This is a genomic window from Anaeromyxobacter dehalogenans 2CP-1 (assembly GCF_000022145.1).
GTDB classification, from domain to species: domain Bacteria; phylum Myxococcota; class Myxococcia; order Myxococcales; family Anaeromyxobacteraceae; genus Anaeromyxobacter; species Anaeromyxobacter dehalogenans.
On the sequence record NC_011891.1, the window covers coordinates 1,866,701 to 1,891,640 of the forward strand.

At 75.6% G+C, this 24,940-nt stretch carries 23 protein-coding genes; 11 read left to right on the forward strand and 12 right to left on the reverse strand.

All coding sequences use genetic code 11. The features are described 5' to 3' along the window. The first annotated feature begins 18 nt into the window (after positions 1–18). The 6 genes from A2CP1_RS08410 to A2CP1_RS08435 all read left to right on the forward strand — a co-directional run bounded on the left by A2CP1_RS08410 (position 19) and on the right by A2CP1_RS08435 (position 6,093). Positions 19–849 (forward strand): SCO family protein, encoded by an 831-nt coding sequence (locus A2CP1_RS08410; RefSeq protein WP_012632945.1) that lies wholly within the window; start codon positions 19–21, stop codon positions 847–849. Beyond that, the gene (coxB, locus tag A2CP1_RS08415) at positions 846–1,859 is read left to right on the forward strand and encodes a cytochrome c oxidase subunit II (RefSeq protein WP_012632946.1); all 1,014 of its coding nucleotides are present in this window, start codon (positions 846–848) and stop codon (positions 1,857–1,859) included. Before A2CP1_RS08410 ends, coxB begins: the two co-directional genes overlap by 4 nt. Beyond that, positions 1,856–3,523 (forward strand): cytochrome c oxidase subunit I, encoded by a 1,668-nt coding sequence (gene ctaD, locus A2CP1_RS08420; RefSeq protein ID WP_012632947.1) that lies wholly within the window; start codon positions 1,856–1,858, stop codon positions 3,521–3,523. Before coxB ends, ctaD begins: the two co-directional genes overlap by 4 nt. After that, entirely contained in the window at positions 3,524–4,228 is a 705-nt protein-coding gene (locus tag A2CP1_RS08425) for a cytochrome c oxidase subunit 3 family protein (protein WP_012632948.1), read from the forward strand. Between the two features lie 10 nt (positions 4,229–4,238). After that, positions 4,239–4,628 (forward strand): cytochrome C oxidase subunit IV family protein, encoded by a 390-nt coding sequence (locus A2CP1_RS08430; RefSeq protein ID WP_012632949.1) that lies wholly within the window; start codon positions 4,239–4,241, stop codon positions 4,626–4,628. A gap of 91 nt (positions 4,629–4,719) precedes the next feature. Next, on the forward strand, positions 4,720–6,093 hold the full coding sequence (locus tag A2CP1_RS08435; RefSeq protein ID WP_012632950.1) for a hypothetical protein: 1,374 nt from the start codon (positions 4,720–4,722) through the stop codon (positions 6,091–6,093). On the opposite strand, the gene A2CP1_RS08440 is transcribed toward A2CP1_RS08435, so the two are convergent. The 3 genes from A2CP1_RS08440 to A2CP1_RS08450 all read right to left on the reverse strand — a co-directional run bounded on the left by A2CP1_RS08440 (position 6,081) and on the right by A2CP1_RS08450 (position 8,791). After that, entirely contained in the window at positions 6,081–7,061 is a 981-nt protein-coding gene (locus A2CP1_RS08440) for a 2-dehydropantoate 2-reductase (RefSeq protein ID WP_012632951.1), read from the reverse strand. The two genes, A2CP1_RS08435 and A2CP1_RS08440, sit on opposite strands and share 13 nt — an antisense overlap. A 130-nt stretch (positions 7,062–7,191) precedes the next feature. Next, complete coding sequence (locus A2CP1_RS08445) at positions 7,192–7,719, reverse strand: hypothetical protein (RefSeq protein WP_012632952.1); 528 nt, start codon at positions 7,717–7,719, stop codon at positions 7,192–7,194. Between the two features lie 208 nt (positions 7,720–7,927). Then, positions 7,928–8,791, reverse strand: a complete 864-nt coding sequence (locus A2CP1_RS08450) for a class I SAM-dependent methyltransferase (RefSeq protein ID WP_012632953.1) — start codon at positions 8,789–8,791, stop codon at positions 7,928–7,930. 159 nt (positions 8,792–8,950) lie between these two features. Between A2CP1_RS08450 and A2CP1_RS08455 the strand changes: the two genes are divergently transcribed. From A2CP1_RS08455 to A2CP1_RS08465, 3 genes are all read left to right on the forward strand, one after another. Continuing rightward, the gene (locus A2CP1_RS08455; RefSeq protein WP_012632954.1) at positions 8,951–9,955 is read left to right on the forward strand and encodes an AraC family transcriptional regulator; all 1,005 of its coding nucleotides are present in this window, start codon (positions 8,951–8,953) and stop codon (positions 9,953–9,955) included. Positions 9,956–10,069: 114 nt separating this feature from the next. Continuing rightward, positions 10,070–11,581 (forward strand): hypothetical protein, encoded by a 1,512-nt coding sequence (locus tag A2CP1_RS08460; protein WP_012632955.1) that lies wholly within the window; start codon positions 10,070–10,072, stop codon positions 11,579–11,581. 123 nt (positions 11,582–11,704) lie between these two features. After that, entirely contained in the window at positions 11,705–12,130 is a 426-nt protein-coding gene (locus tag A2CP1_RS08465) for an OsmC family protein (protein WP_012632956.1), read from the forward strand. 58 nt (positions 12,131–12,188) lie between these two features. On the opposite strand, the gene A2CP1_RS08470 is transcribed toward A2CP1_RS08465, so the two are convergent. Next, positions 12,189–12,425, reverse strand: coding sequence for a hypothetical protein (locus A2CP1_RS08470; protein ID WP_012632957.1), 237 nt, complete (start codon positions 12,423–12,425; stop codon positions 12,189–12,191). 119 nt (positions 12,426–12,544) lie between these two features. Further along, complete coding sequence (locus tag A2CP1_RS08475) at positions 12,545–13,384, reverse strand: isocitrate lyase/PEP mutase family protein (protein WP_012632958.1); 840 nt, start codon at positions 13,382–13,384, stop codon at positions 12,545–12,547. Between the two features lie 104 nt (positions 13,385–13,488). Here A2CP1_RS08475 and A2CP1_RS08480 point away from each other — a divergent pair, with 104 nt between their 5' ends. Both A2CP1_RS08480 and A2CP1_RS08485 read left to right on the forward strand, forming a co-directional pair. Further along, positions 13,489–14,394, forward strand: coding sequence for a DMT family transporter (locus A2CP1_RS08480; RefSeq protein ID WP_012632959.1), 906 nt, complete (start codon positions 13,489–13,491; stop codon positions 14,392–14,394). A gap of 135 nt (positions 14,395–14,529) precedes the next feature. Then, positions 14,530–15,804 carry an Hsp70 family protein gene (locus tag A2CP1_RS08485; RefSeq protein ID WP_012632960.1) on the forward strand — a complete coding sequence of 425 codons (1,275 nt, stop codon included), beginning with the start codon at positions 14,530–14,532 and terminating at the stop codon, positions 15,802–15,804. Between the two features lie 30 nt (positions 15,805–15,834). Here A2CP1_RS08485 and A2CP1_RS08490 read toward each other — a convergent pair whose 3' ends face one another. The 7 genes from A2CP1_RS08490 to A2CP1_RS08520 all read right to left on the reverse strand — a co-directional run bounded on the left by A2CP1_RS08490 (position 15,835) and on the right by A2CP1_RS08520 (position 24,930). Continuing rightward, the gene (locus A2CP1_RS08490; protein WP_012632961.1) at positions 15,835–17,151 is read right to left on the reverse strand and encodes an ATP-binding protein; all 1,317 of its coding nucleotides are present in this window, start codon (positions 17,149–17,151) and stop codon (positions 15,835–15,837) included. Between the two features lie 93 nt (positions 17,152–17,244). Beyond that, on the reverse strand, positions 17,245–18,612 hold the full coding sequence (locus A2CP1_RS08495; protein ID WP_012632962.1) for a virulence factor family protein: 1,368 nt from the start codon (positions 18,610–18,612) through the stop codon (positions 17,245–17,247). Next, a complete protein-coding gene (mprF, locus tag A2CP1_RS08500) occupies positions 18,609–21,143 on the reverse strand; it encodes a bifunctional lysylphosphatidylglycerol flippase/synthetase MprF (RefSeq protein ID WP_012632963.1) in 2,535 nt (844 codons plus the stop codon). The genes A2CP1_RS08495 and mprF overlap by 4 nt, the downstream gene beginning before the upstream one ends. 131 nt (positions 21,144–21,274) lie before the next feature. Then, positions 21,275–21,700, reverse strand: coding sequence for a NifB/NifX family molybdenum-iron cluster-binding protein (locus A2CP1_RS08505; protein ID WP_012632964.1), 426 nt, complete (start codon positions 21,698–21,700; stop codon positions 21,275–21,277). A gap of 237 nt (positions 21,701–21,937) precedes the next feature. Next, positions 21,938–22,792 carry an alpha/beta fold hydrolase gene (locus tag A2CP1_RS08510; protein ID WP_012632965.1) on the reverse strand — a complete coding sequence of 285 codons (855 nt, stop codon included), beginning with the start codon at positions 22,790–22,792 and terminating at the stop codon, positions 21,938–21,940. A 14-nt stretch (positions 22,793–22,806) separates the two neighbouring features. After that, positions 22,807–23,790: an RNA polymerase sigma factor gene (locus A2CP1_RS08515; protein WP_012632966.1), complete on the reverse strand. Its 984-nt coding sequence runs from the start codon at positions 23,788–23,790 to the stop codon at positions 22,807–22,809. A gap of 159 nt (positions 23,791–23,949) precedes the next feature. Then, positions 23,950–24,930, reverse strand: a complete 981-nt coding sequence (locus A2CP1_RS08520; protein WP_245530017.1) for a tripartite tricarboxylate transporter substrate binding protein BugD — start codon at positions 24,928–24,930, stop codon at positions 23,950–23,952. Positions 24,931–24,940 lie beyond the last annotated feature (10 nt).

Below are 24,940 nucleotides of genomic sequence, written 5' to 3' on the forward strand. Positions count from 1 at the left end.
CCCTCGTCCCCTCCTCCCGTGACCTCCCTCCCGCGAACCCTCGCGCTCGCGGCGGCCGCCCTCGTCCTCGAGGCCGGCGCCGCCCGCGCGCAGACGCCCGAGCAGCTCCGCCGCGAGCTCGCCGCCATCGGCGTGGTGGAGCGGCTCGGCGCCGAGGTGCCCCGCGACCTCGCCTTCACCGGCGAGGACGGGCGCCCGGTGACGCTCCGGGCGCTGGCCGGCCGCCCGGTGCTGCTCTCGTTCAACTACACGAGCTGCGCGAAGCTCTGCAGCCTGCAGCTCGCCGGCCTCGCCCGGGCGCTCCGCGACGCGGGCTGGAAGGGCGAGGACTTCTCGGTCTTCACCCTGAGCATCGACCCCGCCGAGACCCTGCCGCAGATCCGCAAGTACGAGGAGACCTTCGTGCAGCAGGCCGGCGGCGGGGAGGGCGTCACCCGCGCCTGGCACTTCGCCACCGGCGCGAAGCCGGCCATCGACGCGCTCGCCGAGGCGGTGGGCTTCCGCTACCGCTACGATCCCAAGACCGGCGAGTTCGCGCACCAGGCCACGCTGGTGGTGCTCACCGGCGACGGCCGGGTCTCCGGCTACCTGCACGGCGTGAGCTACGAGCCGGACGCGCTGCGCACCGCCGTGCGCCGCGCCGCCGACGGGCGGGTGGCCACCGCCGCCGAGCAGAAGGCGCTCGGCGGGTTCCTCCTCTCCTGCATCGGGTTCTCCCCCGACGATCCGCTCCCGCTGGCGCTCAAGGTGATGCGCGCGGCGGGCGGGGTGGTCGGGCTCTTCCTCGTCTCCTTCGTCGGCGTCCACGTCGCGCGCGATCGTCGGCGCCGAATCAGGAACGCACCGTGACCGAGCTGCCCATCCGCACCCTCCACCTCCTCGCCGGGGCAGGCCCCGGCTACCTCCCCGCGCGCGCGTCCAGCGTGGCGGACGGGGTGGACCAGGTCTTCCTGTTCCTCTTCTGGGTGAGCGCCTTCTTCCTCGCGCTCATCATCCTCCTCACCATCGTCTTCGTGCTGCGGTACCGCCGCCGCCCGGCGCGGCTGCACCCGGAGCCCTCGCCGGCGCACAGCACGCGGCTCGAGCTGGTGTGGACCATCATCCCGCTGGCGCTCGTCATGGCGCTGTTCGTCATGTCCACCCGCACCTGGATCCAGATGACCTCGGCGGACCCCGGGGCGGATCCGGTGCGCGTGCAGGTGACCGGGCGCAAGTGGTCGTGGTGGTTCGACCACCCGGGTGGCAAGGGCGCGAACGAGCTGCACGTGGTGGCCGGGCGGCCGGTGGAGCTGGTCCTCTCCGCCACCGACGTGATCCACTCGCTGTACGTCCCGGAGTTCCGCCTGAAGCAGGACGCGGTCCCCGGGCGTTTCACCCGGCTCGCCTTCACGCCCACCGTGCCGGGCAGCTACCCCATCCTCTGCGCCGAGTACTGCGGCACCGACCACTCCCGCATGCTGTCCACCGTGGTGGTCCACGCCGACCAGGCCTCGTTCGACGCCTGGGCCAGGGAGGGCCTCCCGGCCGACGCCACGCTCGCCGACCTCGGCAAGCAGGTGTTCGCGGAGAAGGGCTGCGCCGCCTGCCACAGCGTGGACGGGGCGCGGGGCGTCGGCCCGTCGGTCCGCGGGCTGTGGAAGCGCCACGAGAAGCTGGCGGACGGCACCACCGCGCTGGTGGACGAGGAGTACCTGCGCGAGTCGCTGGTGAAGCCGGGCGCGAAGGTGGTCGCCGGATACCCGAACATCATGCCGCCCATGCCGCTGGAGGAGCGCGAGCTGAAGGCCGTCGCCGCGTACCTCGAGACGCTCGCCGTCGAGGGCGGCGCGCCGGCGAAGGGCGAGGAGACGAAGCGATGAGCAGCACCGCGGCAGTGGCCGTGCGCGCGCCGGCGCACGAGACCGGGAGCTACCTCGAGCACGGGCGCGGCGTCCGCTCCTGGCTCTTCACCCTGGACCACAAGCGCATCGGGATCATGTACCTGGTCGCGATCTCCGCCTGCCTGCTGCTGGGCGGCGTGTTCGCGCTGGCGCTCCGGATGCACCTCTGGAATCCGCAGGGCGCGCTGGTCTCGAACGACGCCTACAACAAGCTGTTCACGCTGCACGGCGCGGTGATGATCTTCCTGTTCATCATCCCCGGCATCCCCGCGGCGCTCGGCAACTTCGTGCTGCCGCTCCAGCTCGGCGCGAAGGACATGGCCTTCCCGCGCGTCAACCTGCTCAGCTTCTGGCTGTTCGTGGCGGGCGCGATCTTCTTCGTGGTGGTGCTGGTGGTGGGCGGGGTGGACACCGGCTGGACGCTGTACCCGCCCTACAGCCTGGAGAGCGCGCGCGGCCTCGGGATCCTGCTGGCGCTGTCGGCGGTGGTGCTCACCGGCTTCAGCTCGATCCTCACCGGCGTGAACTTCATCGCCACCATCCACCGCATGCGGCCGCCGGGGATGGGCTGGTTCGACATGCCGCTGTTCCTGTGGGCGCTCTACGCCACCGGCGTCATCCAGATCATCTCCACGCCGGTGCTGGGCATCACCGCGGCGATGGGCTTCCTGGAGCGGATCTTCCACCTCGGGCTGTTCATGCCGGAGTACGGCGGCGATCCCATCCTGTTCCAGCACTTCTTCTGGTTCTACTCGCACCCCGCCGTCTACATCATGATCCTGCCGGCCATGGGCGTGGTGTCGGAGGTGGTCTCGGTCTTCAGCCGCAAGCCCATCTTCGGCTACCGCTTCATCGCGGTGAGCTCGATGGCCATCGCGATCATCGGCTTCCTGGTGTGGGGGCACCACATGTTCGTCTCGGGCCAGTCGCGCTGGGCGAGCCTGGCCTTCAGCTTCCTCACCATGCTGGTGTCGATCCCGTCGGCCATCAAGACGTTCAACTGGATCGCCACCATGTACAAGGGCGCCATCGTCCTGAAGACGCCCATGGTGTACGTGCTCACGTTCTTCGCCATCTTCGGCGTGGGCGGGCTCACCGGCCTGTTCCTCGGCCTGCTCGCCACCGACATCCCGCTGCACGACACCTACTTCGTGGTGGCGCACTTCCACTTCGTGATGGTCGGCGCGGTGATGATCGCGTTCCTGGCCGGCCTGCACTACTGGTGGCCGAAGATGACCGGCCGCATGTACCACGAGGGCGTGGGCGTGACGTCTGCGTGGCTGGTGTTCCTCGGCTTCAACCTCACGTTCGTGCCGCAGTTCCTGGCCGGCGTGCTGGGCATGCCGCGCCGGTATGCCACGTACGCGCCGCAGTTCACCGCGCACAACCGGCTCTCCACCGTGGGCGCGTTCGTGCTCGCCCTCGGCCTGGCGCTGGCGCTCGCCGGGCTGCTCCACTCGCTGCGGCGCGGCCGCCGCGCGCCGCCCAACCCGTGGGGCGCGGCGTCGCTGGAGTGGACCGTCGCCTCGCCGCCCACCCACCACAACTTCGACGCAACGCCGCGCGCCCGCGGCCCGTACGACTACTCGGGGCTGCACGAGGTCTCCGAGGACGCGGGCTGGGTGCGCGAGGAGGGACGCTAGATGGACGCGACCGCCCAGCCCGCCGCCGCCCGCCCGGAGCGCGGCCGGTTCCTGGCCGTGCAGTTCGAGGACATGCCCGCCCAGCTCGCCACCGGCAAGCTCGGGATCTGGCTGTTCCTCGCGAACGAGGTGCTGTTCTTCTCGGCGCTGTTCGTCTCGTACGGCGTCTACCGCGCCCACCACCCGGAGCTGTTCCGGTACGCCAGCCAGTTCCTCGACTGGCGCATGGGCGCGACGAACACCCTCGTGCTCATCAGCAGCAGCCTCGCCGCGGCCTGGTCGGTGCGGGCGGCGCAGCTCGGGAACCAGCGCACGCTGATCCGGTCGCTGGTGCTGACGGTGGTGCTCGCCGCCACGTTCATGGTCGTGAAGTACTTCGAGTACAGCCACAAGCTGCACAACGGGGTGGGGTGGGGGACGGCGTGCAACCCGTCGCCGGAGCTGCTCGCGAGCCTGCCCGCCGCCGTCCGCGCGCTGCCCGTCCCCGAGCACCTCGGCACCTTCTTCAGCCTCTACTACCTGATGACCGGCCTGCACGGGATCCACGTGGTCATCGGCATCGGGCTGTACGTGTGGCTGATCGTGCGCGCGCGGCGGGGCCACTTCGGCCCCGGCTACTACGGGCCGGTGGACGCGGTGGCGCTCTACTGGCACCTCGTGGACCTGGTGTGGATCTTCCTCTTCCCGCTGCTCTACCTGATCTGAGGCCGGCTCCATGAACGTCGTCGAGAACGCGTCCTCCGACCGCGCGCACGGGGACGGCGCGCACGCCGGGCCGCACGTGCTCCCGCCCTCGGTGCTGCTCGGCACCGCCGCGGCGCTGGGCGTCCTCACCGTGCTGACGGTGGCCGTCGCCCGCGTCCACCTCGGGGCCGCGAACGTGCCGGTGGCCCTCGCCATCGCCACCGTGAAGGCCTCGCTGGTGGCGCTGTTCTTCATGCACCTCAAGTACGAGCACCGGTTCCACCTGGTGATCCTGGTGGGCGCGGTGCTGTTCGCGGTGCTGTTCGGCAGCTTCGTCATGTTCGACGCCTCCGAGTACCGGCCGGACGTGCGCGCGCACGAGCAGGCGGTGCGGGCGAAGGCCGCCGAGCCCGCGCGCTGAGGGGCGTGCCCCCGGCGCGGCGCGCCCGCGCCCGCCGGGGACGCGCCGCCGCGCCGGGGCGGTGCTATGGTCCGCGGCCCGGAGGCCGCACATGTCCGACGAAGCCAGGCTGGCGAGCACGACCGCGAACGCGATCCTCGGGATCGACACGCTCTGGGGAGGCGACGTGATGAGCGCCTCCGGGACCGGCCGGTACATCGCCGACTCGTGGTTCTCGGACGAGCCGCTGCCGCCGGCGTACGCGCTGCCCGCGGCGGCGCGGCTCCGCGCGATGGGCGGGGTGGCGGCGCCCGCTCCGGACCTCGCCGCCATCGACGCGTACCTCGCCGCCGTGGACGTCCCGGGCGCCATCGACGCGCTCGCCGCGCTCGGACGCGGGGTCGGCGGGATCCGCGGTGCCTACCTGGCGGCGCAGGGTGAGTCGCTGCGCGTCATGTGGGCGCTCGCCGAGGAGCTGCTCGGGCGCGGGCCGAAGGTTCCGTACGAGCGCTGCGTGGTCGCCTCGACCGGCCGGGCGCCGGAGCCGTCGCGACCGGAGGCGAAGCGCGAGCGCCTGGCCGAGCTGCTCGGGGTGCGCGCCGAGGCGGAGCCGCTGCTCGCGGCGGTGGACGCGTGGCGCGGCGAGCGGCTCGTCCCGCGCAAGGCCATCAAGCTGCTCGCGGACGCCTGCATCGCCCAGCTCGACGAGGGCACGCGCCGGCACGTGGTGCCGCACCTGCCGGCCTCGCTCCACGGGATCCCGCGCGCGAACATCGAGTTCCTGCCCATCGAGAACGCCTGGTTCTCCGGGTCGATGAACTACGTCGGGCGGGCCCGCGGGCCCGACGGCTCGCCGCGGTACGAGGCGACCTACGAGATCAACGCGGCCCTCCAGATCTCGGTCCCGGAGTTCCTCGACCTGGTGGCGCACGAGGTGGTCCCCGGGCACGTCACGAACTTCGCGCTCGCCCAGGCGCTCCACGTGCAGGGGCGGCTCGGGTTCGAGGGCACCGTCCTCACCATGAACACGCGCGGCGCGGCGCTCTCGGAGGGCCTCGCCAACAACGCCATGATGATGGCGCTCGGCGTCACCGAGGTGGAGCAGCTGCCCGACCCCGACCTGCAGATCGGGAAGCTCCTGGTGCTCCTGCAGGACGACGCGAAGAACCAGGCGTCCTGGCTCACCTGGGCCGAGGGCCGGCCGCAGGACGAGGTCGCCACGGCGCTGCGGCGCGAGTACCTGCTCTCCGAGGAGCGCGCCGCCAAGATCTCCGGCGCCTGGGCGCGCCACCCGCTGAACGGCCGCATGTACCTGCCGTGCTACCGGGCCGGCACCGAGAAGGTCGCCGAGCTGCTCCGGCGCCACGCGCCGGAGCAGGTCATCCCGGCGCTCTACCAGGTGCGCGGCCTGGTGGACGTCGTGACCATCGACCAGGTGCTGGAGGGCGTGGCGGCCGCCGGCGGCGCCGCCGGTCAGGCCGGGTAGAGGCCGCGCACGCGCGCGTGCAGCCGGGCCAGCCCGAGCAGCGTGTCGATGCGCGGCGTCGGCTCGCCGACCCGCGCGCCGATCTCCCGCACCGCCGACACGAGCGCGTCCAGCTCCACCGCCCGGCCCGCCTCCACGTCCTGCAGCATCGACGTCTTGAACGCGCCCAGCTTGCGCGTGACCGCCATGCGGTCCTCGCCGCTCTCGGAGATGGGGCACCCGATGGCCGCGCCGATGCGCGCCGCCTCGCCCATGACGTCCAGGCAGAAGCGGTACACCTGCGGATCGTCGAGGATCCGGTCGCAGGTGGCGCCGGTGATCGCCGAGACCGGGTTCATGGTCATGTTGCCCCAGAGCTTGTACCAGACGTCCGCCTGGATCCGCCGCGAGACGTCCACGTCGAACCCGGCGCCGCGGAGCGTCGCGGCGAGGCGCGCGAGGCGCTGCGACGCCTCGCCGCCGGGCTCGCCCACGATGAGGCGGTTGCCGGCCGTGTGGCACACGAACCCCGGCTCCGGCACCGCGCAGGCGAGGTGGACCACGCAGCCGACCACGTGCCGCGACGGGATGCCCGCCGCGATGGCGCCGCCGGGGTCCACCGAGTCGAGCCGGGTGCCGGCCCAGCGGCCGCCGAACCGGTCGAAGAACCACCAGGGCACGCCGTTCATGGCGGTGAGCACGACCGTGTCCGGCCCGAGCAGCGGGCCGATGTCCCGGGCCACGTGGACGAGCGCGGGCGCCTTCACCGCCACGACCACCAGCTCCTGCGGCCCGAGCTCGGCGGGATCGTCCGACGCCGGGAGCCGGACGCGCGCCTCCCCGCCGGCCGAGACGAGCCGCAGCCCGCGCGACCGCAGCGCGTCGAGCGTCGCGCCGCGCGCCACCGCGCTCACCTCGTGCCCGGCGCACGCCAGGCGGGCGGCCACGAGCCCGCCCACCGCGCCGGCGCCGTAGATCGCGATCCTCACCGCCACCACCTCCCCGCGGAGCCTCCGCGGAGGGGAGAGTACCGCAGGCGGGGCGGGCGCGGGGCGCGCCGCGCGACGCGGCCGGGCCGGGTTCACTCGTCGTGAGCGGGCAGGCGGGCGTGGCCGGCCCTCAGTCGCCGTGGGTGTGGCAGGCCCGGCAGAGCGGCATCGGGCTCACGTCGGCGCCGTCGTCGTCGTCCGGCGCCGCGCGCGCGTGGCTCCCGTACGTCGCCGGGTCACCGGGGACGACGCGCGGTCCCGCCGTCGCGTCGTCGGGGATGAGCAGGTGGTACCGCCAGCGCGAGCCCAGCGCGTGGCAGCTCCAGCAGTGCACCTTGCCCTCCGGCAGCGCCACGCCCCGGCGCTCGACCTCTGCGCGGGGCCGCAGCGAGGACCTCGGGCCCGGCTGGTAGGTCATGCCGACCGGGTGGTTGCCCTGCGGCATCAGCGCCTCCTCGTGGCAGGAGAGGCACGCGTCGACCGGTGCGTCGGCGAACGCTGCGTGGAGCTCCTCGAAGCGCGAGGGCGCGTCCCACTGCGCGGCCGCCGGGGGCGCGAGCGCGGCGAGGAGCAGGAGCACGGGACCGGCGGCGCGGTCGAGCGCGGCGATCGACCGCGCGGCGGCGGCGCGCCTCGCCTGCGAGCGTGATGGAATCATTCACCCTCCGTTGAGTGTCGGTGTCGGGGAAGGCGACTGCACCCGATGTGCCGCGGGCCCGGACGGCGCCGAGGCCTGGGCCCCGCGCGCGGGCGCGGGTCGGCGCGCGGGGTCGGGAGCCACCCCGAGGCGCCGGCGCGGCTCCGCGCTCGCGTGGCGTCAGGCGGCCGGCGTCGTGGGGATCGCGGACACCGGCGGCCCGCGCGCGCTACGCCCGGGTGATCACCGCCTCGAGGTACGTGGCCGGCACCGCGAGCGTGCCGTCGGTGGCGGTGTCGGCCTCCTCGAGCAGCGCGAGCAGGTCGCGCTCGAGCGCCGGCCGCGCTTCGGCGGCGAGCGCCGCGAACGCGCGGTGGATGGGGCCGTACCAGGTGCGGAACACCTCCACCCAGTGCGCCGCCGAGCGGTAGCGGAACACGAACTCGCGGCGCTGCGCGCGGATCTCGCGGGCGCCGGGGACGAACAGCTCGTGGAGGCGCGCCTCGGTGCCCCAGGCGGCCGGCGGTCGGAGGCCGGCGGGCGGCGGCACGTGGCGGCCCACCGCCTGGAACACCTTGCCGATGAAGCCGTCCGGCGTCCACGAGGCGAGCGCGATGCGGCCGCCCGGGCGGCACACCCGGAGCAGCTCGCCCGCGGCGCGCGCCTGGTCGGGCGTGAACATCACGCCGAACGTCGAGAGCACCACGTCGAACGCGCCGTCGTCGAACGGCAGCGCCTCGGCGTCGCCGCCGCGGAGCTCCACCGCGAGGCCGTCGGCCGCCGCGCGGGCGCTCGCCCGCTCGAGCAGCGCGGGGACGTAGTCGACCCCGGTCACGCGCGCGAAGCGGCGGGCCGCCGCGAGCGCGGCGTTGCCGTTGCCGCAGGCCACGTCGAGGACGCGCTCGCCGGCCGAGACCGCGGCCGCCTCGCAGAGCGTCTCGCCGACGATCTGCAGCGTGGTGCCGATCACCGCGTAGTCCCCCGAGCTCCAGGTGGACTGCTGCCGTGCCTTCACGGCGTCGAGGTCGAGGCCCGGGGGCGGCGCGGCGGGCGGGGTCATGGGGGTGGGGGAGCGGGAAGCGATGCCGTTCATCTGCGGTCTCCTTGCCTGCAGGTCAGGTGGCGTGGACGCCGGGCGGGATCTAGGAAACCCGGGCCGGTCCGGACCTGCTCGCCCCGCCGCGTTCGTTGCCCGTCCGTCCGCGACCTGAGCGGGGCCCACGGGCCCACGGAGCGTCACGGGGGAGGGCGAATGGGCGCGGATCCGCTGGCCGACGTGCTGACCTCGGTTCGCCTGACCGGCTCGGTGTTCTTCCGCGTCGCGGGCGCTCCGCCCTGGGCCGCCGAGGCGCCGCCCTCCCGCGCCATCGCGGCGCAGGTGATGCCCGGCGCCGACCACGTCATCGAGTTCCACGCGGTGGCGCGCGGGCGCTGCCTCGCAGGCATCGTGGGAGAGCCGCCGGTCGTGCTCGAGGCGGGGGACGTCGTCTGCTTCCCGCACGGCGACGCGCACGTCCTGTCGAGCGCGGCCGGCCTCCGCGGCGCCGCGCCGGACCTCGCGCCGTACGCGCTGGCGCGGGACGCGCCGCGGCCGTTCCTGGTGCGGGTCGGCGCCGGGCCCCCCGACACCGAGGTGCTGTGCGGCTTCTTCGGATGCGACGCGCGCCCGTTCAACCCGCTGCTCGCCTCGCTGCCGCGCCTGCTCCGCGCCAGCGATCGGGAGGGACCGCGCCGCGGGTGGCTGTCGCGGTTCCTCGAGGTGGCGGAGGCCGAGGCGAGCGCGCCGGGACCGGGAGGCGAGGGCGTGCTGAGCCGGCTCGCGGAGCTGATGTTCCTCGAGATGGTGCGTCGGCACCTCGAGGCCCTCCCGGCGGGCCGCGGCGGCTGGCTGGCGGGCCTCTCGGATCCGCACGTGGGCCGCGCGCTCGCGGCGCTCCACGCGCGCCCGGCGGATCCGTGGTCGCTGGAGCGGCTCGCCCGCGCCGCCGGCCTGGCCCGCTCGTCCCTGGCGGAGCGGTTCGCGACGCTCATCGGCGAGCCGCCCATGCAGTACCTCGCGCGCTGGCGCATGCAGGTCGCGGCCGGGCTGCTCGCCACCACGCGCGAGGGCGTGGCGTCGATCGCGGGCCAGGTGGGCTACGCCTCGGAGGCGGCGTTCAACCGGGCGTTCAAGAAGTGCGTGGGGGAGCCGCCCGCCACCTGGCGCCGCCGCCGCGCCGACAGGAGGCCCGAACGACGCGCTGGGCCGGCCGCGTAGCCGCCGCTCCGTCCGCGCTGCGTCCGTCCCCGCCCGTGCCACGCGCGAGATTCCGCGCGTACCGGCGCGGCACGCCCGTGGCATCTGCGCCCGTCCCCACCACGGAGGGTGCACATGCTCGTCGGAACCGCGTCCGCCTCGCAGCTCCCGATCTCCCGTCTCGCGCCGGAGGACGCAGCGCCGGGACCCGGCGCCTCCGGGCGTCCGCGCACCCGCGGCGCCGCGGGCGCTGCCGCCACCGCGCCCGTCCACGCGGCCGCGGCGGCGGCGCCCGATCCGGTCGCGCTCGCCGGCCTGCCCGCGGCCATCGAGGACGCGCGCGCCGCCGCCCTGTCCGGCGCCGGCGGCCCGCCCGATCCGGCCACCTTCGCGGCGCTGCGCGCGCGGCTCGCGAAGGCGTCGCCGGCCCTCCCGGCAGCGTACCGGCGCGCCGTGGCCGAGCCGCTCCTCCGGACCCTGGACCAGCTCGGCCCTGGGGGCTTCGCGCGCGTCCTCCGCGAGGACCCGGATCGCCAGGCCGGCGCGCGCCTGCTGCTCGACGTGGCCCAGGCGGTGTTGCAGCGCGGGGAGGGCCACCAGGCCCGCGCCACCGCCGCGTTCCAGGAGGTCGTGACCGATCTGTACGAGGGCTTCCTCTCCGCCGAGGACCGCCGCGGCGTGAAGCCGCCGGATCACGGCGTGGTCCCGCCGCTGGTCCGGTGGGGAAGCGCGGAGACGGGGCCGTACACCTGGCCCGCGACCGCCACCCGGGCGGTGGGCGTGAAGGCGGCGGTGGTGAGCCTGCCGGCCGCCAACGCCTCGGGCGGCCTGCTCGCCTGGCCCGCGCTCGCGCACGAGACCGCCGGGCACGACATCCTCGAGGCCGACGTCGGGCTCCGCGCCCAGCTCGCGGGGGCGGTGCGCGAGCGGCTGCTCGGCGCCGGCATGGTCCCGGAGGTCGCCGCCTACTGGGCCGAGCGGATCGACGAGACCGCGGCCGACGTCCTCGGCGTCCTGAACATGGGCCCGGCTGCGGCGGTGGGGCTGGTCGGCTACTTCCGCGCGATGAACGCGGCGGCGCACGGACGGCCGGCGCTCCGGAACGTGGGGCGGGCCGAGGATCCGCACCCGGCCGACATGGCGCGCGCGTACCTGGCTGCGGAGACCGTCCGGCTCCTGTCGTTCGAGGGCGCGGGCAAGTGGGCCGACCGCCTGGTGGCGGAGGCCGACCGGGATCTCGGGCGCGTGTGGCTGGGGAAGACCGAGGTGCCGCCCGCCGCGGTGAAGGCGTCCGCCGCGCTCGTCGCGCAGGCGATCGCGCGCACGCGGCTGCCGGCGCTGGAGGGGCGGGCGCTGCAGCAGATCCAGGACTGGCGCGACCGGGACGAGGCGGTGGTGGCGGACCTGCGCGAGGCGGTGTCGGGCCGCGCCGGGCGATCCGGCCCGGCCCGCGCCGGCCGGGCCTACGGCGAGGGCGCCTACGCCGCGCACGTGGTCGCGGCCGCGGTCTACGAGGCGGCGGGCGGTGGCTCCGACCCGGAGGCGGTCATGGACCGGATGATGGGAGTGCTCGCGGCGATGCACGCCCGGAACGCCGGGTGGCGGGACGCGGCCGCGGACGCCACGGCGCCGCCGCGGGTGGCCTGACGGGCGGCGCGGCGCCCGTGCGGGATGCCGGTGCGGGCGGCGGGAGCGACGCGCTCACGCTACGAGAAGGCCGCGCGGTGCGACCGCGGCCGGGCGCGCATCGCGTCCGCGAGGGGGAACGGCATGGCGTTCGAGGTGGAGACCCGTAGCCTGCAGGGGTGCGTCACGGCCGTCGGAAGCGCGGGCGGGCACACGGTCGTGATCGACCGGCCGGAGGCGGCAGGCGGGGGCGGGCTCGGATTCAACGGGGGGGAGCTGCTGCACCTCGCGGTGGCGGGGTGCGTCTCAAACGATCTGTTCCGCGAGGCGCTCGCGGCCGGGATCCGCCTGGAGTCGGTGCGGGTCCGGGTCCGGGGCGATTTCGCCGGCGAGCCGGCGGTGTCCACCGGCATCCGCTACGACGTCGAGATCGCGGGGGACGCGAGCGAGGAGCGGCTCGCGGAGCTGGTCGCGCGGGTGGATCGCATCGCGGAGATCCCGGGCACGCTGCGGCGCGGCGCCGCGGTCCAGCTCGGCGAGGCGAACGTGCGGCGCTCGACGCGCGCCTGAAGGCGCGGCGGAACGCGCGTGCGGCGGCGCGCGAGCCTCCTCGCGCCGCCGCTCCGGATCAGGCCGCCGTGTTGCCGCTGCGCGCCATCGGGCCGCGCGCGTCCACCGTGGACCAGGGGGTCGGCGAGGTGCGCACGAGCGCGACCAGCGCGGCGCCGGCCAGCGCGATCCCGCGGCAGATCGCCGCGGCGGCGAGGATGGGGATGAGGACGATGCCGAACAGCGGGACCAGCGTGGCGAGGACCGCCCACGCGAAGGTGCCCTTGACGGCCTGGGATGCGGTGAGGTGGTGCATGTGGCCTCCTTGGTGGTCGGCAACATGCCCGCGAACCCGGGACCGCGGAACGCGCAAGAACGGATGTGCCATCAGCGGAGATTATGGACTGGATCGTGCGGCGCGAAGCGAGCTGATGGTCACGGCGCGTGCCCGTACCCACCGTCCGGCCGGAACAGCCCGTTCAGCGCGGCGTACCCCGCCGCCTCGCCCAGCCGCTCGAACGTGCCGCGCTCGGCGATCTCGCGCGAGGCCTCGAGGAACGCGCCCCACGCCGCGCGCGCCAGCGCGGAGCCGAGGCTGACGCGGCGGACGCCGAGCGCGGCCAGCTCGGCGACGGTGAACGCCGGGCCGCCGGCGAGGACGTTCACCGGTCGTGGCGCCACCGCCTTCACCACCGCTGCGACCTGCTCGCGCGTGGTGAGGCCCGGCGCGTAGAGGCAGTCGGCACCCGCCTCCGCGTACGCCACCAGCCGCCGGATGGTCTCGGCGAGGTCGGGCCGCCCCACCACGAACCCCTCGGTCCGGCAGGTGAGCACCACCCCGCCGCCCGCCGCGTCGATGGCGCCTCGCGCCGCGCGCAGGCGCGCCGCGGCCTCGTCGGCCGGGTACAGCGGCGCCGCCGGATCGCCGGTGGCGTCCTCGATCGAGAGCCCGGCCACCCTGGCGTCCACGCACGCCCGCACGTTCGCCGCGACCTCGGCCGCGGTGGCGCCGTATCCGTCCTCCAGGTCGGCGTTCACGGGCAGCGAGGTGGCGCCGACGAGCTCGCGGACGTGCGCGAGCATGTCCGCGCCGGCCACCGCGCCGTCGGGCAGGCCGCGCGAGAACGCGAAGCCGGCGCTGGTGGTGGCGAGCGCCCGGAAGCCGGCGCGCTCGAGCGCGCGGGCGGTGCCGGCGTCCCACGGGTTGGGCAGCACGAAGCAGCCCTGCTGGTGGAGCGCGCGGAAGGCGGTGCGCCGCTCGTCGATCGAGGTCATGCCGCCAGCGTAGCGGGCGTCGCGGGCGGCGGCCCGGCCCCGGCGGAGCCTTGCGCGGCCCTCCCGCGCTTCGCTACTGCGAGACCGACTCGGAGGGAGCGCGGATGGACGGCAGCCCTGCACGCCCGGTCCCCCTCGCGCCGGGCGCGGCGCCCGCCGCCCCCGGCGGCGCGCGCCTCGCCGCGCTCACGGTCCTCACGCTCGCCTTCTTCGCGGCGAACTCGCTCCTGGCGCGTGCCGCGCTGCGCCCGGGGCTCGCCGACGCCGCGGCGTTCACCGCGATCCGGCTCGTCTCCGGCGCGGCCGCGCTCGGTGCCCTCGCGCTCGCGTCGCGCCGCGGGCGGCCGAGGGGCGGGAGCGCCGGGTCGGCGCTGGCGCTCTTCGCCTACGCCGCCGCGTTCTCGCTCGCCTACCGGCGGATCGACGCGGGCCCGGGCGCGTTCCTGCTGTTCTTCGCGGTGCAGGCCACCATGATCGGCTGGAGCGTGCTCCGCGGCGCCCGCCCGACCCGGCGGCAGTGGACGGGCCTGGCGGTGGCGCTCGCCGGCCTGGCCTGGCTCACGCTGCCGGGCGCGCACGCGCCGGACGCGCGCGGCGCGGCGCTCATGCTGGCGGCCGGCGTCGCCTGGGGCGCCTACACCTTGCGCGGGCGCGGCGTCCGGGATCCCGCCGGTGCCACCGCGGCGAACTTCGCGCTGGCGGTCCCGCTGGCGCTCGGCCTCGTGATTGCCTCGGCGGGGACCCTGCACCTGACCGCCCGGGGGGCCGCGCTCGCCGCCGCCTCCGGGGCCGTGGCCTCCGGCGTCGGCTACGTGCTCTGGTACACGGTCGTGCCGGCGCTCGGTGCCGCGCGCGCGGCGGCGGTGCAGCTCGCGGTCCCGGCGATGGTGCCGCTGGCCGCGGCCGCCCTGCTCGGCGAGGCGATCACCCCGCGGCTGCTGGCGGCCGGGACAGCCATCCTCGCCGGCGTGGCGCTGGCGATGGCGCCGGCGACGCCCCGCGGCGCGTGAGCCCGCCGGCGCGGCGCGCTCCGGCCGGACGCCGGGGCGGCCCCGGTCTCGCACGCGGCCCGCGACCCGTTCGGCGAGAACGGGCCCGCGTGCGCACTTTCCTCGCGCCCCGGGGCGGGTTAGAACCCGCGCCCCATGTCCCCGCGGCCCACCCACTACGCGATCGACTTCGGCACCAGCAACTCGCTGCTGGCCGCGGCCTGCGCCGATCGCACGTTCGATCCCGCGCCGCTCGACCCGGACGCGCCGGATCCGACCGTCCTGCGCAGCATCGTCTGCTTTCCGGACGAGGGGGGCGTCCACGTGGGGGTGGAGGCGATCCGGCAGTTCGTGGAGCACGGGGGCGAGGCCCGGCTCCTCCGCTCGATCAAGCACCACCTCGGCACGCGCTCGTTCCGCGGCACGGTCATCCGCGGCCGGATGCTCACCGCAGAGGAGCTGGTCGCGGCGGTGCTGCGCCGGATGCGCGAGCGCGCCGACGCGCACTACGGCGTCGAGGTACGGCGGGCGCTGCTGGGCCGCCCGGTGCACTTCGACGGCGAGGACGACGCGTTCGCGGAGGCGCGGCTGCGCCGGGCCGCGGAGCTGGCCGGCTTCGAGCACGTGAGCTTCCTGCCGGAGCCGGTGGCGGCGGCGCGCGCGTTCGGCGCGGCGGCGGAGCGCGAGGAGCTGGCGCTCATCGGCGACTTCGGCGGCGGCACCTCGGACTTCACCGTGCTCCGCGTGGGGCCGCGCGCCCTCGCCCGGGAGGACGTGCTCGCCGTGGGCGGGGTGGCGGTGGCCGGCGACGCGCTCGACGCGTCGATCATGCGCGAGAGCGTGGCGCGGCACTTCGGGGCGGAGGTCCTGTACCGGGTCCCGTTCGGCAAGAACGTGCTCCGCATGCCGCAGGGGATCGTGCAGCACCTCTGCTCGCCGGCGCACCTCTCGATCCTGCAGCGGCGCGACGTGGCGAGCTTCCTCGCCGACGTGCGCCGCTGGTCGCTCTCCGACGAGGACCGGCGGCGCATGGACCAGCTCACGGTCATGGTCGAGGAGACGCTCGGCTTCCAGGTGTTCGAGGCCATCGAGCGCGCCAAGCGCGAGCTGTCGGGCGCGACCCGCGCGCGGGTGGAGGTCTCGCACCCCGGCATCGAGGTGCGCGAGCCGGTGACCCGCGCCGGGTTCGAGAAGGCCTGCCGGCGCGAGGTGGACGCGATCCTGGCGTGCCTGGACGAGACGGTGCGCCGTGCCGGCGTCGCGCCCGAGGAGGTCGGCGTGGTCTGCTGCACGGGCGGCACCGCCCGCGTCCCGCGCCTCGCCGACGAGATCCGCCGCCGCTTCCCCGCCGCGCGCATGGAGCAGTTCAAGGGGTTCCACTCGGTGGTGGAGGGGCTCGCCCGCGAGGCGCAGGCGGTGGCGCGGGGCTGACCGGTCGGCGCCTCGACACCGCGAGCGGCCTCAGGCGTCCACGAGCTCCTTCGGCGCGCGCTTCCCCGCGGCCGCCTTCACCGCCGCGAGGAAGCGCGAGCGGAGCGCGTCGCCCATGAGCGCCTGCTTCACCGGCGGCAGCCGCAGGAACCCGCCCACCAGCGCCCGCAGGAACGCCTGGGACTTGCTGCCGGGGTCGTCGAAGAGCTGGTTCTGCAGCGTGCCGCGCTCCAGGCACTGCAGGATGAGCCGCTCGAACAGGTCCTCGGGGTGCAGCACGCGCTGGGTCCGGTGGTGGAGCTTCATCGCGCCCGGGTTGCACGTCAGCGTGCACACGCCGCACCCCAGGCAGCGCGCCTCGTCCACCTGCGGCCGGCCGTGCTTGCGGAACCTCGGGTCGGGATCCGGCACGCGCGGGATGGCGCCGACCGGGCAGCGCTTCGAGCACTTGCCGCAGCCCAGGCAGCGTTCCCGGTCCGAGGCGGCGACGTAGCTCGACGTCACCACCGCGTTCGGATACCCGTGGCGCGTGACGCCGAGCAGCATGTTGCAGCAGCAGCCGCAGCAGTGGCACATGAACGTCGCGCCGCGGCGCACGTTGTCGGCGTTGAGGACCAGGCCGAGCGCGCGGGAGCGGGCCAGGTTGTCCAGCATCTCGGCGCGCGACACCTCGCGGGCGAAGCCGTGGGCGATGAGGTAGTCGGCGCCGTGGTCGAACGAGGAGCAGGTGTCGAGCGGCGCGGCGCACCGCTGCTCGCCGAGGTGGGACTTCTCGTGCCGGCAGGAGCAGATGCCGATGGCGAGGCGGCGGGCCGACTCCACCATCGCGACCGCCTTCTCGTGGTCCAGCACCTCGACGTACTCCTCGGGCCGCACCGCGCCCTCGTGCGGGACCGCGCGCATGAGGGACACGCGCTGCCCGCCGGCGAAGTTGGCCCGGTAGAAGGCGCCGTCCTCCAGGTAGTCGTGGAACAGCCGCGCCCAGCGCGCGTGGTCGCCCTCGGTCGCGCCGGCGGTGCGCATCATCGTGTACTCGAAGATGCCGATGGCCATCGGCGACGGCGCGTACCAGGCGCGTCCCCGCACCTCGACGTCCATCACGAGGCCCCGCGGGCAGAGCGTGTCCAGCCGGCGCCGCACGTCGTCGGGGGCGAGGCCGGTCACCCGCGCGATCCGCTCCAGCGGCGCGAGGCCGTACGGCATCTTCACCACCAGCTCGGCCTCGGCCTCGGAGTAGAGCTCCTTCAGGATCGCGAACAGCGCCGCGTTCCAGGGCGCGCGGACGGTGAGCCCGTCCACCTTCGCGCCCAGGTGGCGGTACAGGTCCTTGCCGACGAGGTGTCCCATGGCGCGTTCCCCTGCGGCAGCATCGCACGGCGGCGCGGCCGGCAGCAGGGCCGACGGGGTCGCCCGAGGGGAGGGCCGGGTCGCCCGCCTCGCCTACGGCGCCGCCTCGAGCACCAGCCGGGCGAGCTTCGGGTAGTCGCGGTCGAAGTGGTGCGCGCCGGGCAGCACCACCCGGCGGACCTCCGGCCGGCCCTCGATCAGCGGGCAGGCGCTGTCCTTCTCCTCGACGCCCTGGACGCAGAGGATCCGCACCGAGCCGTCCAGCGCCTCGACCGCCTTCTGCGTGGAGGTGGCGGCGCCGCGGCGCACCGAGGTGAACAGGTCCACCACGTGGACCTCGAACTCGGCGAAGGACTCCGGGCCGAGCATCGCCACCAGCTTCACGGCGGCGCGCTCGGCGGGCGGCATGCGCGGCGGCAGGAACGGGACGATGTCCGCGCCGCGCGAGTAGCCGATGAGCAGCACCTCGTCGCGGCCCCACTTCGCGCGGTAGTGCGCGATGATGCGGGCCACGTCCGCGGCGGTCTGCTCCGGCGTCCTGGCGGTCCAGAAGTACTTGAGCGAGTCGAGGCCGGCCACCGGCACCCCGGCCGCGACCATCGCCTTGGCCAGCCCCTTGTCGAGCCCCACCCAGCCGCCGTCGCCGGTGAGCATGACGGCCATCCGGCGGCCCGATCCGGCGACCGGGTTCTCCACCACCGGCAGGTCCGAGACCGGCGGCGCGTTCGCCGGCGGAGGGGTGGGCGGGGGCGGGGCGGCGGCCGCGGCGGTGAGCTCGTGCGCGCGCGCCCGGGCGGTCACCGCCTCGGCCCGCGCCTCCGCGGTCGCGCCCGCGGGGACGGTCTCGAGCGTCGCGCCCGGGATCTGGCGCGCGAACTCCTGCACCTCGCCCGCCGGGCAGCCGGGACGCGCGGCCTCCTCCAGGATCGCGAGCGGCTGGTCGAGGTGCGGCGCGGGCGGGACGACCTCGCCGCCGCGCGTCGCCTCGGGCAGCGGGCCGGAGCCGTGGCACAGGTGGAGCGGCAGCGGGCGGGACGGGCAGAACCCGACGAGCGCCGCGCCGGAGAACGTCCCCGCGGGCGCCTCGGCGAGCGCGGCCCACGCGAGCGACGCGCCCATGCCGACGCCGACCGGCATGGGCCGCAGGTACGCGCCGAGGCCGGCGCGCTTCTGGAGCCGCTGGGCCAGCGTCTCGAGATCCGCCGCGGGGTAGGCGCAGCGCGCCTCCCGCACCGAGCGCAGGTACGCGCGGAGGTCGACCGTCGCCACCAGCGCGCCGCGCGCGGCGAGCGCGCGCGCCAGGTCGTCGAGCGCGGCGTCGCGACCGCCCGCGTCGGAGACCAGCAGGATCGCCCGCTGCGGCGCCCCGGGCGGCGCGGAGACGGGCACGGCCCCGAGGCCGGGGACGTCGAGGGTGGCGGGGACGGCGGCGAGGGCCAGCGCCAGCGCGGCAGGGATCATTTGGTCACCACGCCCTTCAGGCCGCGCGAGACGAGCGCGGCCAGGTTCGCGAGGATGGCGGGGAGGCGGAGCCCGCCGGGCGCGGCCAGCCAGCGCGGCCGCCACTCCGGCGCGAACTTCTCCTTGTACGCGCGGAGCCCCTGGAAGTTGTAGAAGTTCTCGCCGTGCCGGTAGAGCCGGGCGCCCATCCGCGTCCACAGGGGCGCGAGCTGGCGCGGCTCGAACCCGGAGAACGGGGCCATGCCGAGGTTGAACGCGCGGTAGCCCTCGGCCCTTCCCCAGAGCATGAGCGAGGTGAACAGGTAGTCCATGGTCGAGCGCGGCGCGGAGGGGTGGTAGCGCATGAGGTCCACCGACAGCTCCACGCGGGCCGCGCTGGCCCACACGTTCGCGAAGCCCACGATCTTGCCGTCGAGGCGCACCAGCGCGACCGGCCCCTCCGCCAGGTAGCGCGCGTCGAACGACCCGAGGGAGAAGCCCTTCTCGCGCACGCCCTTCTCGATCAGCCACGCGTCCGAGACGGCGGCGAGATCCGGGAGGAGCCCGGGCACGGCCGGGGCGGGCGCGACCTCGAAGGAGAGGCCGTCGCGCTCCGCACGGGCGTGCGCCTGGCGCAGCGCCCGGCGGGCGCTCCCGTCGAGCGAGAACCCGTCCAGCGGCACCACCGCCTCCTCGCCCAGCTTCAGCAGGGAGAGGCCCAGGTCGAGGTAGCGCGGCAGCGCGGCCGGCCCGACCTGGTAGAAGCAGGCCCAGCCGTCGTGCCGGTCCGACAGCTCCCGGAAGCGCCAGGCCAGCTCGGTCGCGGCCGGGTCCGGGCCGACCGGATCGCCCATGGCGATCCAGCTCCGGCCCTCGACCGCGTACATCAGGAACGCGGCGTCGGCCTCCGCGAACAGCAGGCACTTGTCGCCGGTGAGCGCGAGGTGCGCGTAGGACTCCGGCGCGCGGTCCACCAGCGGGCGCACCCGGTCCAGCTCCGCCTGGCCCGTGCGCGGGGGCTCGGGCGGCGCAGGCCGGAGCAGCGTCGCCACCCCGAACAGCACCAGGAGCGACACGCCGGCCACCGAGGCGCGCAGGAACCGCGGCGCGTCCCCGTGGAACGCGAACGTGAACCACAGGTCCCGCGACCACTCCACGTGCCGGTACGAGAGCACGCCGATCACGATCGAGCCGGCCACCAGCAGCGCCACCCCGAGCGCCCAGCCGGCGGAGGGGACGCCCTCGAGCATCGAGCTGCGCCGGTAGAACTGGCGGTGGAACGGCGCGATGGCCGCGAGCAGCGCGACGAGCAGCGTCGCCTCCTCCCAGTCGAGCCCCTTCGCGAGCGAGGCCACCGCGCCCGCCGCGAGCAGCCCGATGGCGACCGCCCAGGCCGCGTCGATGCGGCGGACCAGCGCGCGGGCGAGGAGGAGCAGCGCCGTCCCGACCAGGCTCCCGACCAGGTGCGACGCCTCCAGCACCGGCAGCGGCACGGCGCGGCGCAGCAGGTGGAGCCGCTCGGCCTCCGCCGGCGTGGCGCCCGAGACGAGCAGCACCGCGCCGGCGAGCAGCGCGGCGCCGCCGGCCAGCCACGGCACCACCGGGGCGAAGGAGGCGTGCGCGCCGCGCAGGACCCGCCCCAGCCAGGCGCGCCGCAGCAGCAGCTCGTGCGTCGCGAGCAGGGCGAACGCGGCCAGGAACGGGGCCACGTAGTAGACGAGCCGGAACGCCACCAGGCTCGACACCACCGCCGGCGCCGGCACCGCGGGCGTCAGCGCCGCGAGCACGATCGACTCGAACACGCCCAGGCCGCCCGGCACCTGCGAGGCCAGGCCCACCACCTGCGCGGCCACGAACAGCCCGAGCAGCTGCACGAAGCCGAGGGGCGAGGCGGGCGGGAGCAGCACGTGGAGCACCAGCGCCGCCAGCGCCCAGTCTGCGGCGGACACGACGATCTGCGCGAGCGTCAGCGGCAGCGAGGGCAGCGAGAAGCGGACGCCCTTCACCGAGAGCGTCGTGCCGCGGGCGGCGGCGACCACGTAGGCCGCGGTCACCGCCAGCGCGGCGGCGCCCAGCGCCCGGGCCGCCCAGCCCGGGAGCGGCACCGGCAGCCCGGACAGCAGCGCCACCCCGGCGATGGGCAGGAGGCCGGCCCAGAGCTGCGCGGCGGTGAACGCGACCACCCGCGTGATCTCGAGCGCGGAGAGGCCCCACTGCGAGTAGAGGCGGAACCGCACCGAGCCGGAGGACAGCAGCGCGAACCCGACGTTGTTCCCGAACGCGTAGGAGACGAACGAGGTGAAGACCACCCGCGAGTACGGGAGGCGGCGCCCGGCGTAGCGGAGCGCCAGCACGTCGTAGGCGGAGAGCAGCAGGTAGTCGAGCGCGGTGAGCCCGGCGGCGAGCGCGAGCAGGGCCGCCGGCAGCGCCGACAGCTCGCGCTCCACCTGGTGCAGGTGGAGGCCGCGCAGCTCCACGTGGAGCGTCCAGGCGGCCGCGCCGAGCAGGGCGACGGGGAGGAGCACCAGCGCGGCGCGGCGGAGCCATGTCACCCTCGAATGAGAGTCCCGAACCCGGGCCGCGGTCCACTTCCGCGACGGGGCGTGCGGCGCGGCACCGTTGCCGGAGGTTCACGCACCGTCGACCCCGGGCCGGCGCAGGTCGGGCGCGGCGGCGCCCGGTCTCAGCTCCCGGAGCAGGTCGCGTCGCAACCGGCGCCCGGCGCGCCCAGGACGTGCAGCGACGTCCGCGGAGCTCCTTCGGGCGGGCAACACTCCTCCTGCACCACCGGGAGCCGGCCGGCGATGTGGAGCGCCAGCGCGTCCGCCACCCGGCCCGAGGGCGTCCGGAGCACCGCGATGCGGCGGCGGGCGCGGATCCGCTCCAGCGCGTGCGTGCCGATCCCGCCGACCAGGAACACGTCGATGTCCTCGTTCGCCAGCGCGCGGCAGGCATCGCACGGTCGCTCGGTGGGCGCGTTCGGGAGGATCCGGTACGCCAGCGTGGCGGCGTTCACGAGCATGAACGCCGGCGCGCGCCCGAAGTGGCGCGACACCGGGCTGAGGAGGCCGCGGTTCTCTTCGATGGGGATGCAGAGCGTGGCGGACATGCGTTCTCCCTGCGTGCGGCGCGCCACCTCCCATCGGTCGGCCGCCCGATGCTGGCCGCCACCCGCGAGTCCGGCGCGCCGCGCGGACCGACGGGACCCTGAGGCATATGAGCGCGTCCAGCCCCTGGCGGGTTCGTCGGAATGTGCTTCGCGACAACGTGCCGCGGGCGGACGCCGGCGAATCGTGCGTGGACCGATCCGGTCCACCATCCCGGCACGGCCGGCGTCCGGGCCCGGTTACGGCTCGTCCAGGAACGCCTCGATCATCGGGCCGAGCCACTCCACGCGGCGTTGCACCACGCCGTCGTGGTCGGTGGCGGGGAGCACCGCCAGCCGTGCGTCCGGGAGCATGCGGGTCAGCGCCACCGCGTGCTCGGGCAGCACGGCGTCGCGGTCCCCGGCCACGACGAGCACCGGGACCGTGATCGACCGCACCTCGGCGTCCGGCCAGTCGCGGAACTCGAGCATGCGGCGCGCCGACTTCGCGTGGAAGGACGCGAGCTGGTCGGGGTGCGGCGCGACCGCGAGGTACGCCTGCCGCAGCTCGACCGGCATGTCCTCCAGGCGCCCGCGCCGGATCGCCTCCCACGCCTGCGGCGCCAGGCCGTCGCGGCGCACCATCGCCGACGCCACCACCAGCCGCCGCACCAGCGCGGGGTGACGGACGGCGACCTGCAGGGCGATGGTCCCGCCGTTGCTGAAGCCGAGGAGGTCGGCGCGCGCTACGCCCAGGTGCCGGAGCAGGGCCGCGGTGTCGTCGGCCGACTGCTCGAACGTGAACGGGCGGTCGGGGAGGTCGGCGGTGCGGCCGTGGCCCTGCTGGTCGAACGCGATCACGCGGCGGTGGCGCGCGAGCGCGGGGAGCAGGCTCGCGAAGGAGGTGTCGATGCTCGAGCCGCCGCCGTGGAGCAGCACGAGCGGCGGCCCCTTCGCGCCGGCGGGGCCGTGGAGCTCGTAGTAGATGCGAAGGCCGTTCACCGGCGCGTAGCCGCGCTGCACCGGGTCGGCGGGCGCGCGCGCCGGGGCGTTCGGCGCGGCGGGGCTGGCCGCGAGCAGCGCGGCGGCGAGGGCGGCGGGGAGGAGCGCGGTCATGGGCGGGATCCCTCTCACCAGTAGCGGTAGCCGTTGATGCGGTAGGGGAGGCCGAGCTCGCCGCACACCTCGGCGATGACGCCCGGCGTGTAGAAGTAGTTGCGCACACGCGAGAGCCGGTCGCCCGAGGTCTCGAGCCGGGTGAGCGCGCGGACCGCCTCGCCGTCGGCGTGCGCGTACCAGTGCACGATGACCGGCTCGCCCCGGTGCAGCCGCACCTCGCAGCGGGGGCGGTCGGGGAGGGCGCCGAGGCGGTAGCGCGGGTCGATGCCGGTGGTCTGGCCGTCCACGCCGGCCAGCCGCCGGCTGCCGTACATCATGCCCTGGAACACGCCCTTGCGCGCGGCGTCGCGGCCGTACTCGGCGTGCACGCGCACCACCTCCACGCTGGCGGTGTCGAGCAGGAGCGCCACCAGCCGCTCGAGGTCCCCGGCGTTGAACGCCGCGCAGAACGCGTCGAGCACCGGCGCGCTCGGGGACGCCGTGACCGCCTCGTCCGGCCCGGCCAGCTTCCCGCGGCCGCGGTGGAGCGCCGCCTTCACCGCCCCGACGCTGGTGGCGAGCGCCTCGGCGATCTCCTCGAGCGAGAGGTCGAACGCCTCCTTCAGCACCACCGCGGCGCGCTCCTGTGGCGACAGCCGGCCGATGAGCGTGCCGGCCGCCTCGCGCGACGCCCTCGGCTCGGGCGCGGTCGCGCCCTCCGGCACGTCCCCGGCGTCCTCGCGCGTCCGCCGGAGCCGGTCGATCCACAGGTTCGACGCCACCCGGAACAGCCAGGCCCGCGGGTTCTCCGGCGGGCCGTCCATGCAGCCGAGCGTCACGAACGCCCGCGCCATCGCGTCCTGCACCAGGTCGTCCGCGTCCCAGGGGCTGCGCGCCAGGCTGCGGCAGTACCGGTACAGCTCCGGGCGCAGCGGCTCGTAGGTGTCGAGGAAGCGGTGCCAGGACGCCTGGACGGCGCCGGCGAGGGAAGGGGTCGGCTCTGGAGGCGTGGTCATGCGGTGGAGACGGATGGATGCCGCCGCGGGATACGGGCGGCACGCTCCTGCGTCACGGGCGCTCCAACCGGGTGCCGAAACGCGCCCAGGCGGACGGGTGGCGGGGCGTCCGGGCACCGCCCGCGCCGGAAGGGCGCGCGGGCGGTGCCGCGGTGCGGCTCACTTCGCGGCGCCGGTGGCCTTCAGCACCTTGTTCCAGCGCGCCACCTCGCTCTCGACCAGCTTCTGCAGCCCCTCCGGCGTGCGCGCGGCGGTGTTGGAGAGGTCGCCGCCGAGGTCGAGCAGCCGCTTGCGCGTGGCCGCGTCGTCGAGCGACGCGAGCAGCGCCTGGGAGAGCCGCTTCACCACCGCCGGCGGCGTCCCCTTGGGCGCGAACACCGCGTTCCAGGCCGTCACCTGGAACTCCGGCAGCCCGCCTTCCTTGGTGGTGGGCACGTCGGGCAGCGCCGGCGAGCGCTCGGGCAGCGCCACCGCGTACGCCTTGATGGTGCCGGCCTGGATCTGCGGCACCAGGTTCACGATCTGGTCGCACATGTAGTCCACCTGGCCGGCCACCAGGTCGTTCAGCGCGGGCCCGGTGCCGCGGTACACCACGCGCGTCGGCTTCGCGCCGAGCAGCGAGTTGAACAGCGAGCAGGTGGTGAACGAGACCGAGCCGACGCCGGCGTGCGCCTCGTTCAGCTTCTCCGAGTCCGCCTTCACCTTCGCGACGAACTCCTTGAAGTCCTTGGCCGGGAAGTCCTTGCGCGCGACCACCACGATGGGCGTGCCGGCGGCGAGCCCGATGGGCGCGAAGTCCGTGCGCGGATCGTACTTCAGGTCCGGGTACACGGCCGGCGCGGCGCCGTGCGTGCCCATGTGGCCCATCATGATGGTGTAGCCGTCCGGCGCTGCCTGGGAGGCGCGCAGGATGCCGGTGGTGCCGCCGGCGCCGGCCACGTTCTCGATCACCACCTGCTGGCCGAGCGTGCGCGACATGTGCTCGGCCACGATCCGCGCCACCACGTCGGTGGGGCCGCCCGCGGCGAACGGGACGATCATGGTGATGGGGCGCTCCGGGTAGGCGGCGCGGGCCGGGGTCGCCGCGAGCGCGGCGGCCGCGAGGAGCGGGACGGCGAGCCGGGCGGCGGCTCGGTGCATGCGATTCGGG

What these genes read in the sequence shown, in the direction of transcription:
- ctaD (WP_012632947.1), top strand. Translation starts at nt 1,856, where the DNA reads ATGAGCAGCACCGCGGCAGTGGCCGTGCGCGCGCCGGCGCACGAGACC.
- A2CP1_RS08425 (WP_012632948.1), top strand. Translation starts at nt 3,524, where the DNA reads ATGGACGCGACCGCCCAGCCCGCCGCCGCCCGCCCGGAGCGCGGCCGG.
- A2CP1_RS08430 (WP_012632949.1), top strand. Translation starts at nt 4,239, where the DNA reads ATGAACGTCGTCGAGAACGCGTCCTCCGACCGCGCGCACGGGGACGGC.
- A2CP1_RS08435 (WP_012632950.1), top strand. Translation starts at nt 4,720, where the DNA reads ATGTCCGACGAAGCCAGGCTGGCGAGCACGACCGCGAACGCGATCCTC.
- A2CP1_RS08445 (WP_012632952.1), bottom strand. Translation starts at nt 7,719, where the DNA reads ATGATTCCATCACGCTCGCAGGCGAGGCGCGCCGCCGCCGCGCGGTCG.
- A2CP1_RS08450 (WP_012632953.1), bottom strand. Translation starts at nt 8,791, where the DNA reads ATGAACGGCATCGCTTCCCGCTCCCCCACCCCCATGACCCCGCCCGCC.
- A2CP1_RS08455 (WP_012632954.1), top strand. Translation starts at nt 8,951, where the DNA reads ATGGGCGCGGATCCGCTGGCCGACGTGCTGACCTCGGTTCGCCTGACC.
- A2CP1_RS08460 (WP_012632955.1), top strand. Translation starts at nt 10,070, where the DNA reads ATGCTCGTCGGAACCGCGTCCGCCTCGCAGCTCCCGATCTCCCGTCTC.
- A2CP1_RS08465 (WP_012632956.1), top strand. Translation starts at nt 11,705, where the DNA reads ATGGCGTTCGAGGTGGAGACCCGTAGCCTGCAGGGGTGCGTCACGGCC.
- A2CP1_RS08470 (WP_012632957.1), bottom strand. Translation starts at nt 12,425, where the DNA reads ATGCACCACCTCACCGCATCCCAGGCCGTCAAGGGCACCTTCGCGTGG.
- A2CP1_RS08475 (WP_012632958.1), bottom strand. Translation starts at nt 13,384, where the DNA reads ATGACCTCGATCGACGAGCGGCGCACCGCCTTCCGCGCGCTCCACCAG.
- A2CP1_RS08480 (WP_012632959.1), top strand. Translation starts at nt 13,489, where the DNA reads ATGGACGGCAGCCCTGCACGCCCGGTCCCCCTCGCGCCGGGCGCGGCG.
- A2CP1_RS08485 (WP_012632960.1), top strand. Translation starts at nt 14,530, where the DNA reads ATGTCCCCGCGGCCCACCCACTACGCGATCGACTTCGGCACCAGCAAC.
- A2CP1_RS08490 (WP_012632961.1), bottom strand. Translation starts at nt 17,151, where the DNA reads ATGGGACACCTCGTCGGCAAGGACCTGTACCGCCACCTGGGCGCGAAG.
- A2CP1_RS08495 (WP_012632962.1), bottom strand. Translation starts at nt 18,612, where the DNA reads ATGATCCCTGCCGCGCTGGCGCTGGCCCTCGCCGCCGTCCCCGCCACC.
- A2CP1_RS08505 (WP_012632964.1), bottom strand. Translation starts at nt 21,700, where the DNA reads ATGTCCGCCACGCTCTGCATCCCCATCGAAGAGAACCGCGGCCTCCTC.
- A2CP1_RS08510 (WP_012632965.1), bottom strand. Translation starts at nt 22,792, where the DNA reads ATGACCGCGCTCCTCCCCGCCGCCCTCGCCGCCGCGCTGCTCGCGGCC.
- A2CP1_RS08515 (WP_012632966.1), bottom strand. Translation starts at nt 23,790, where the DNA reads ATGACCACGCCTCCAGAGCCGACCCCTTCCCTCGCCGGCGCCGTCCAG.
- A2CP1_RS08520 (WP_245530017.1), bottom strand. Translation starts at nt 24,930, where the DNA reads ATGCACCGAGCCGCCGCCCGGCTCGCCGTCCCGCTCCTCGCGGCCGCC.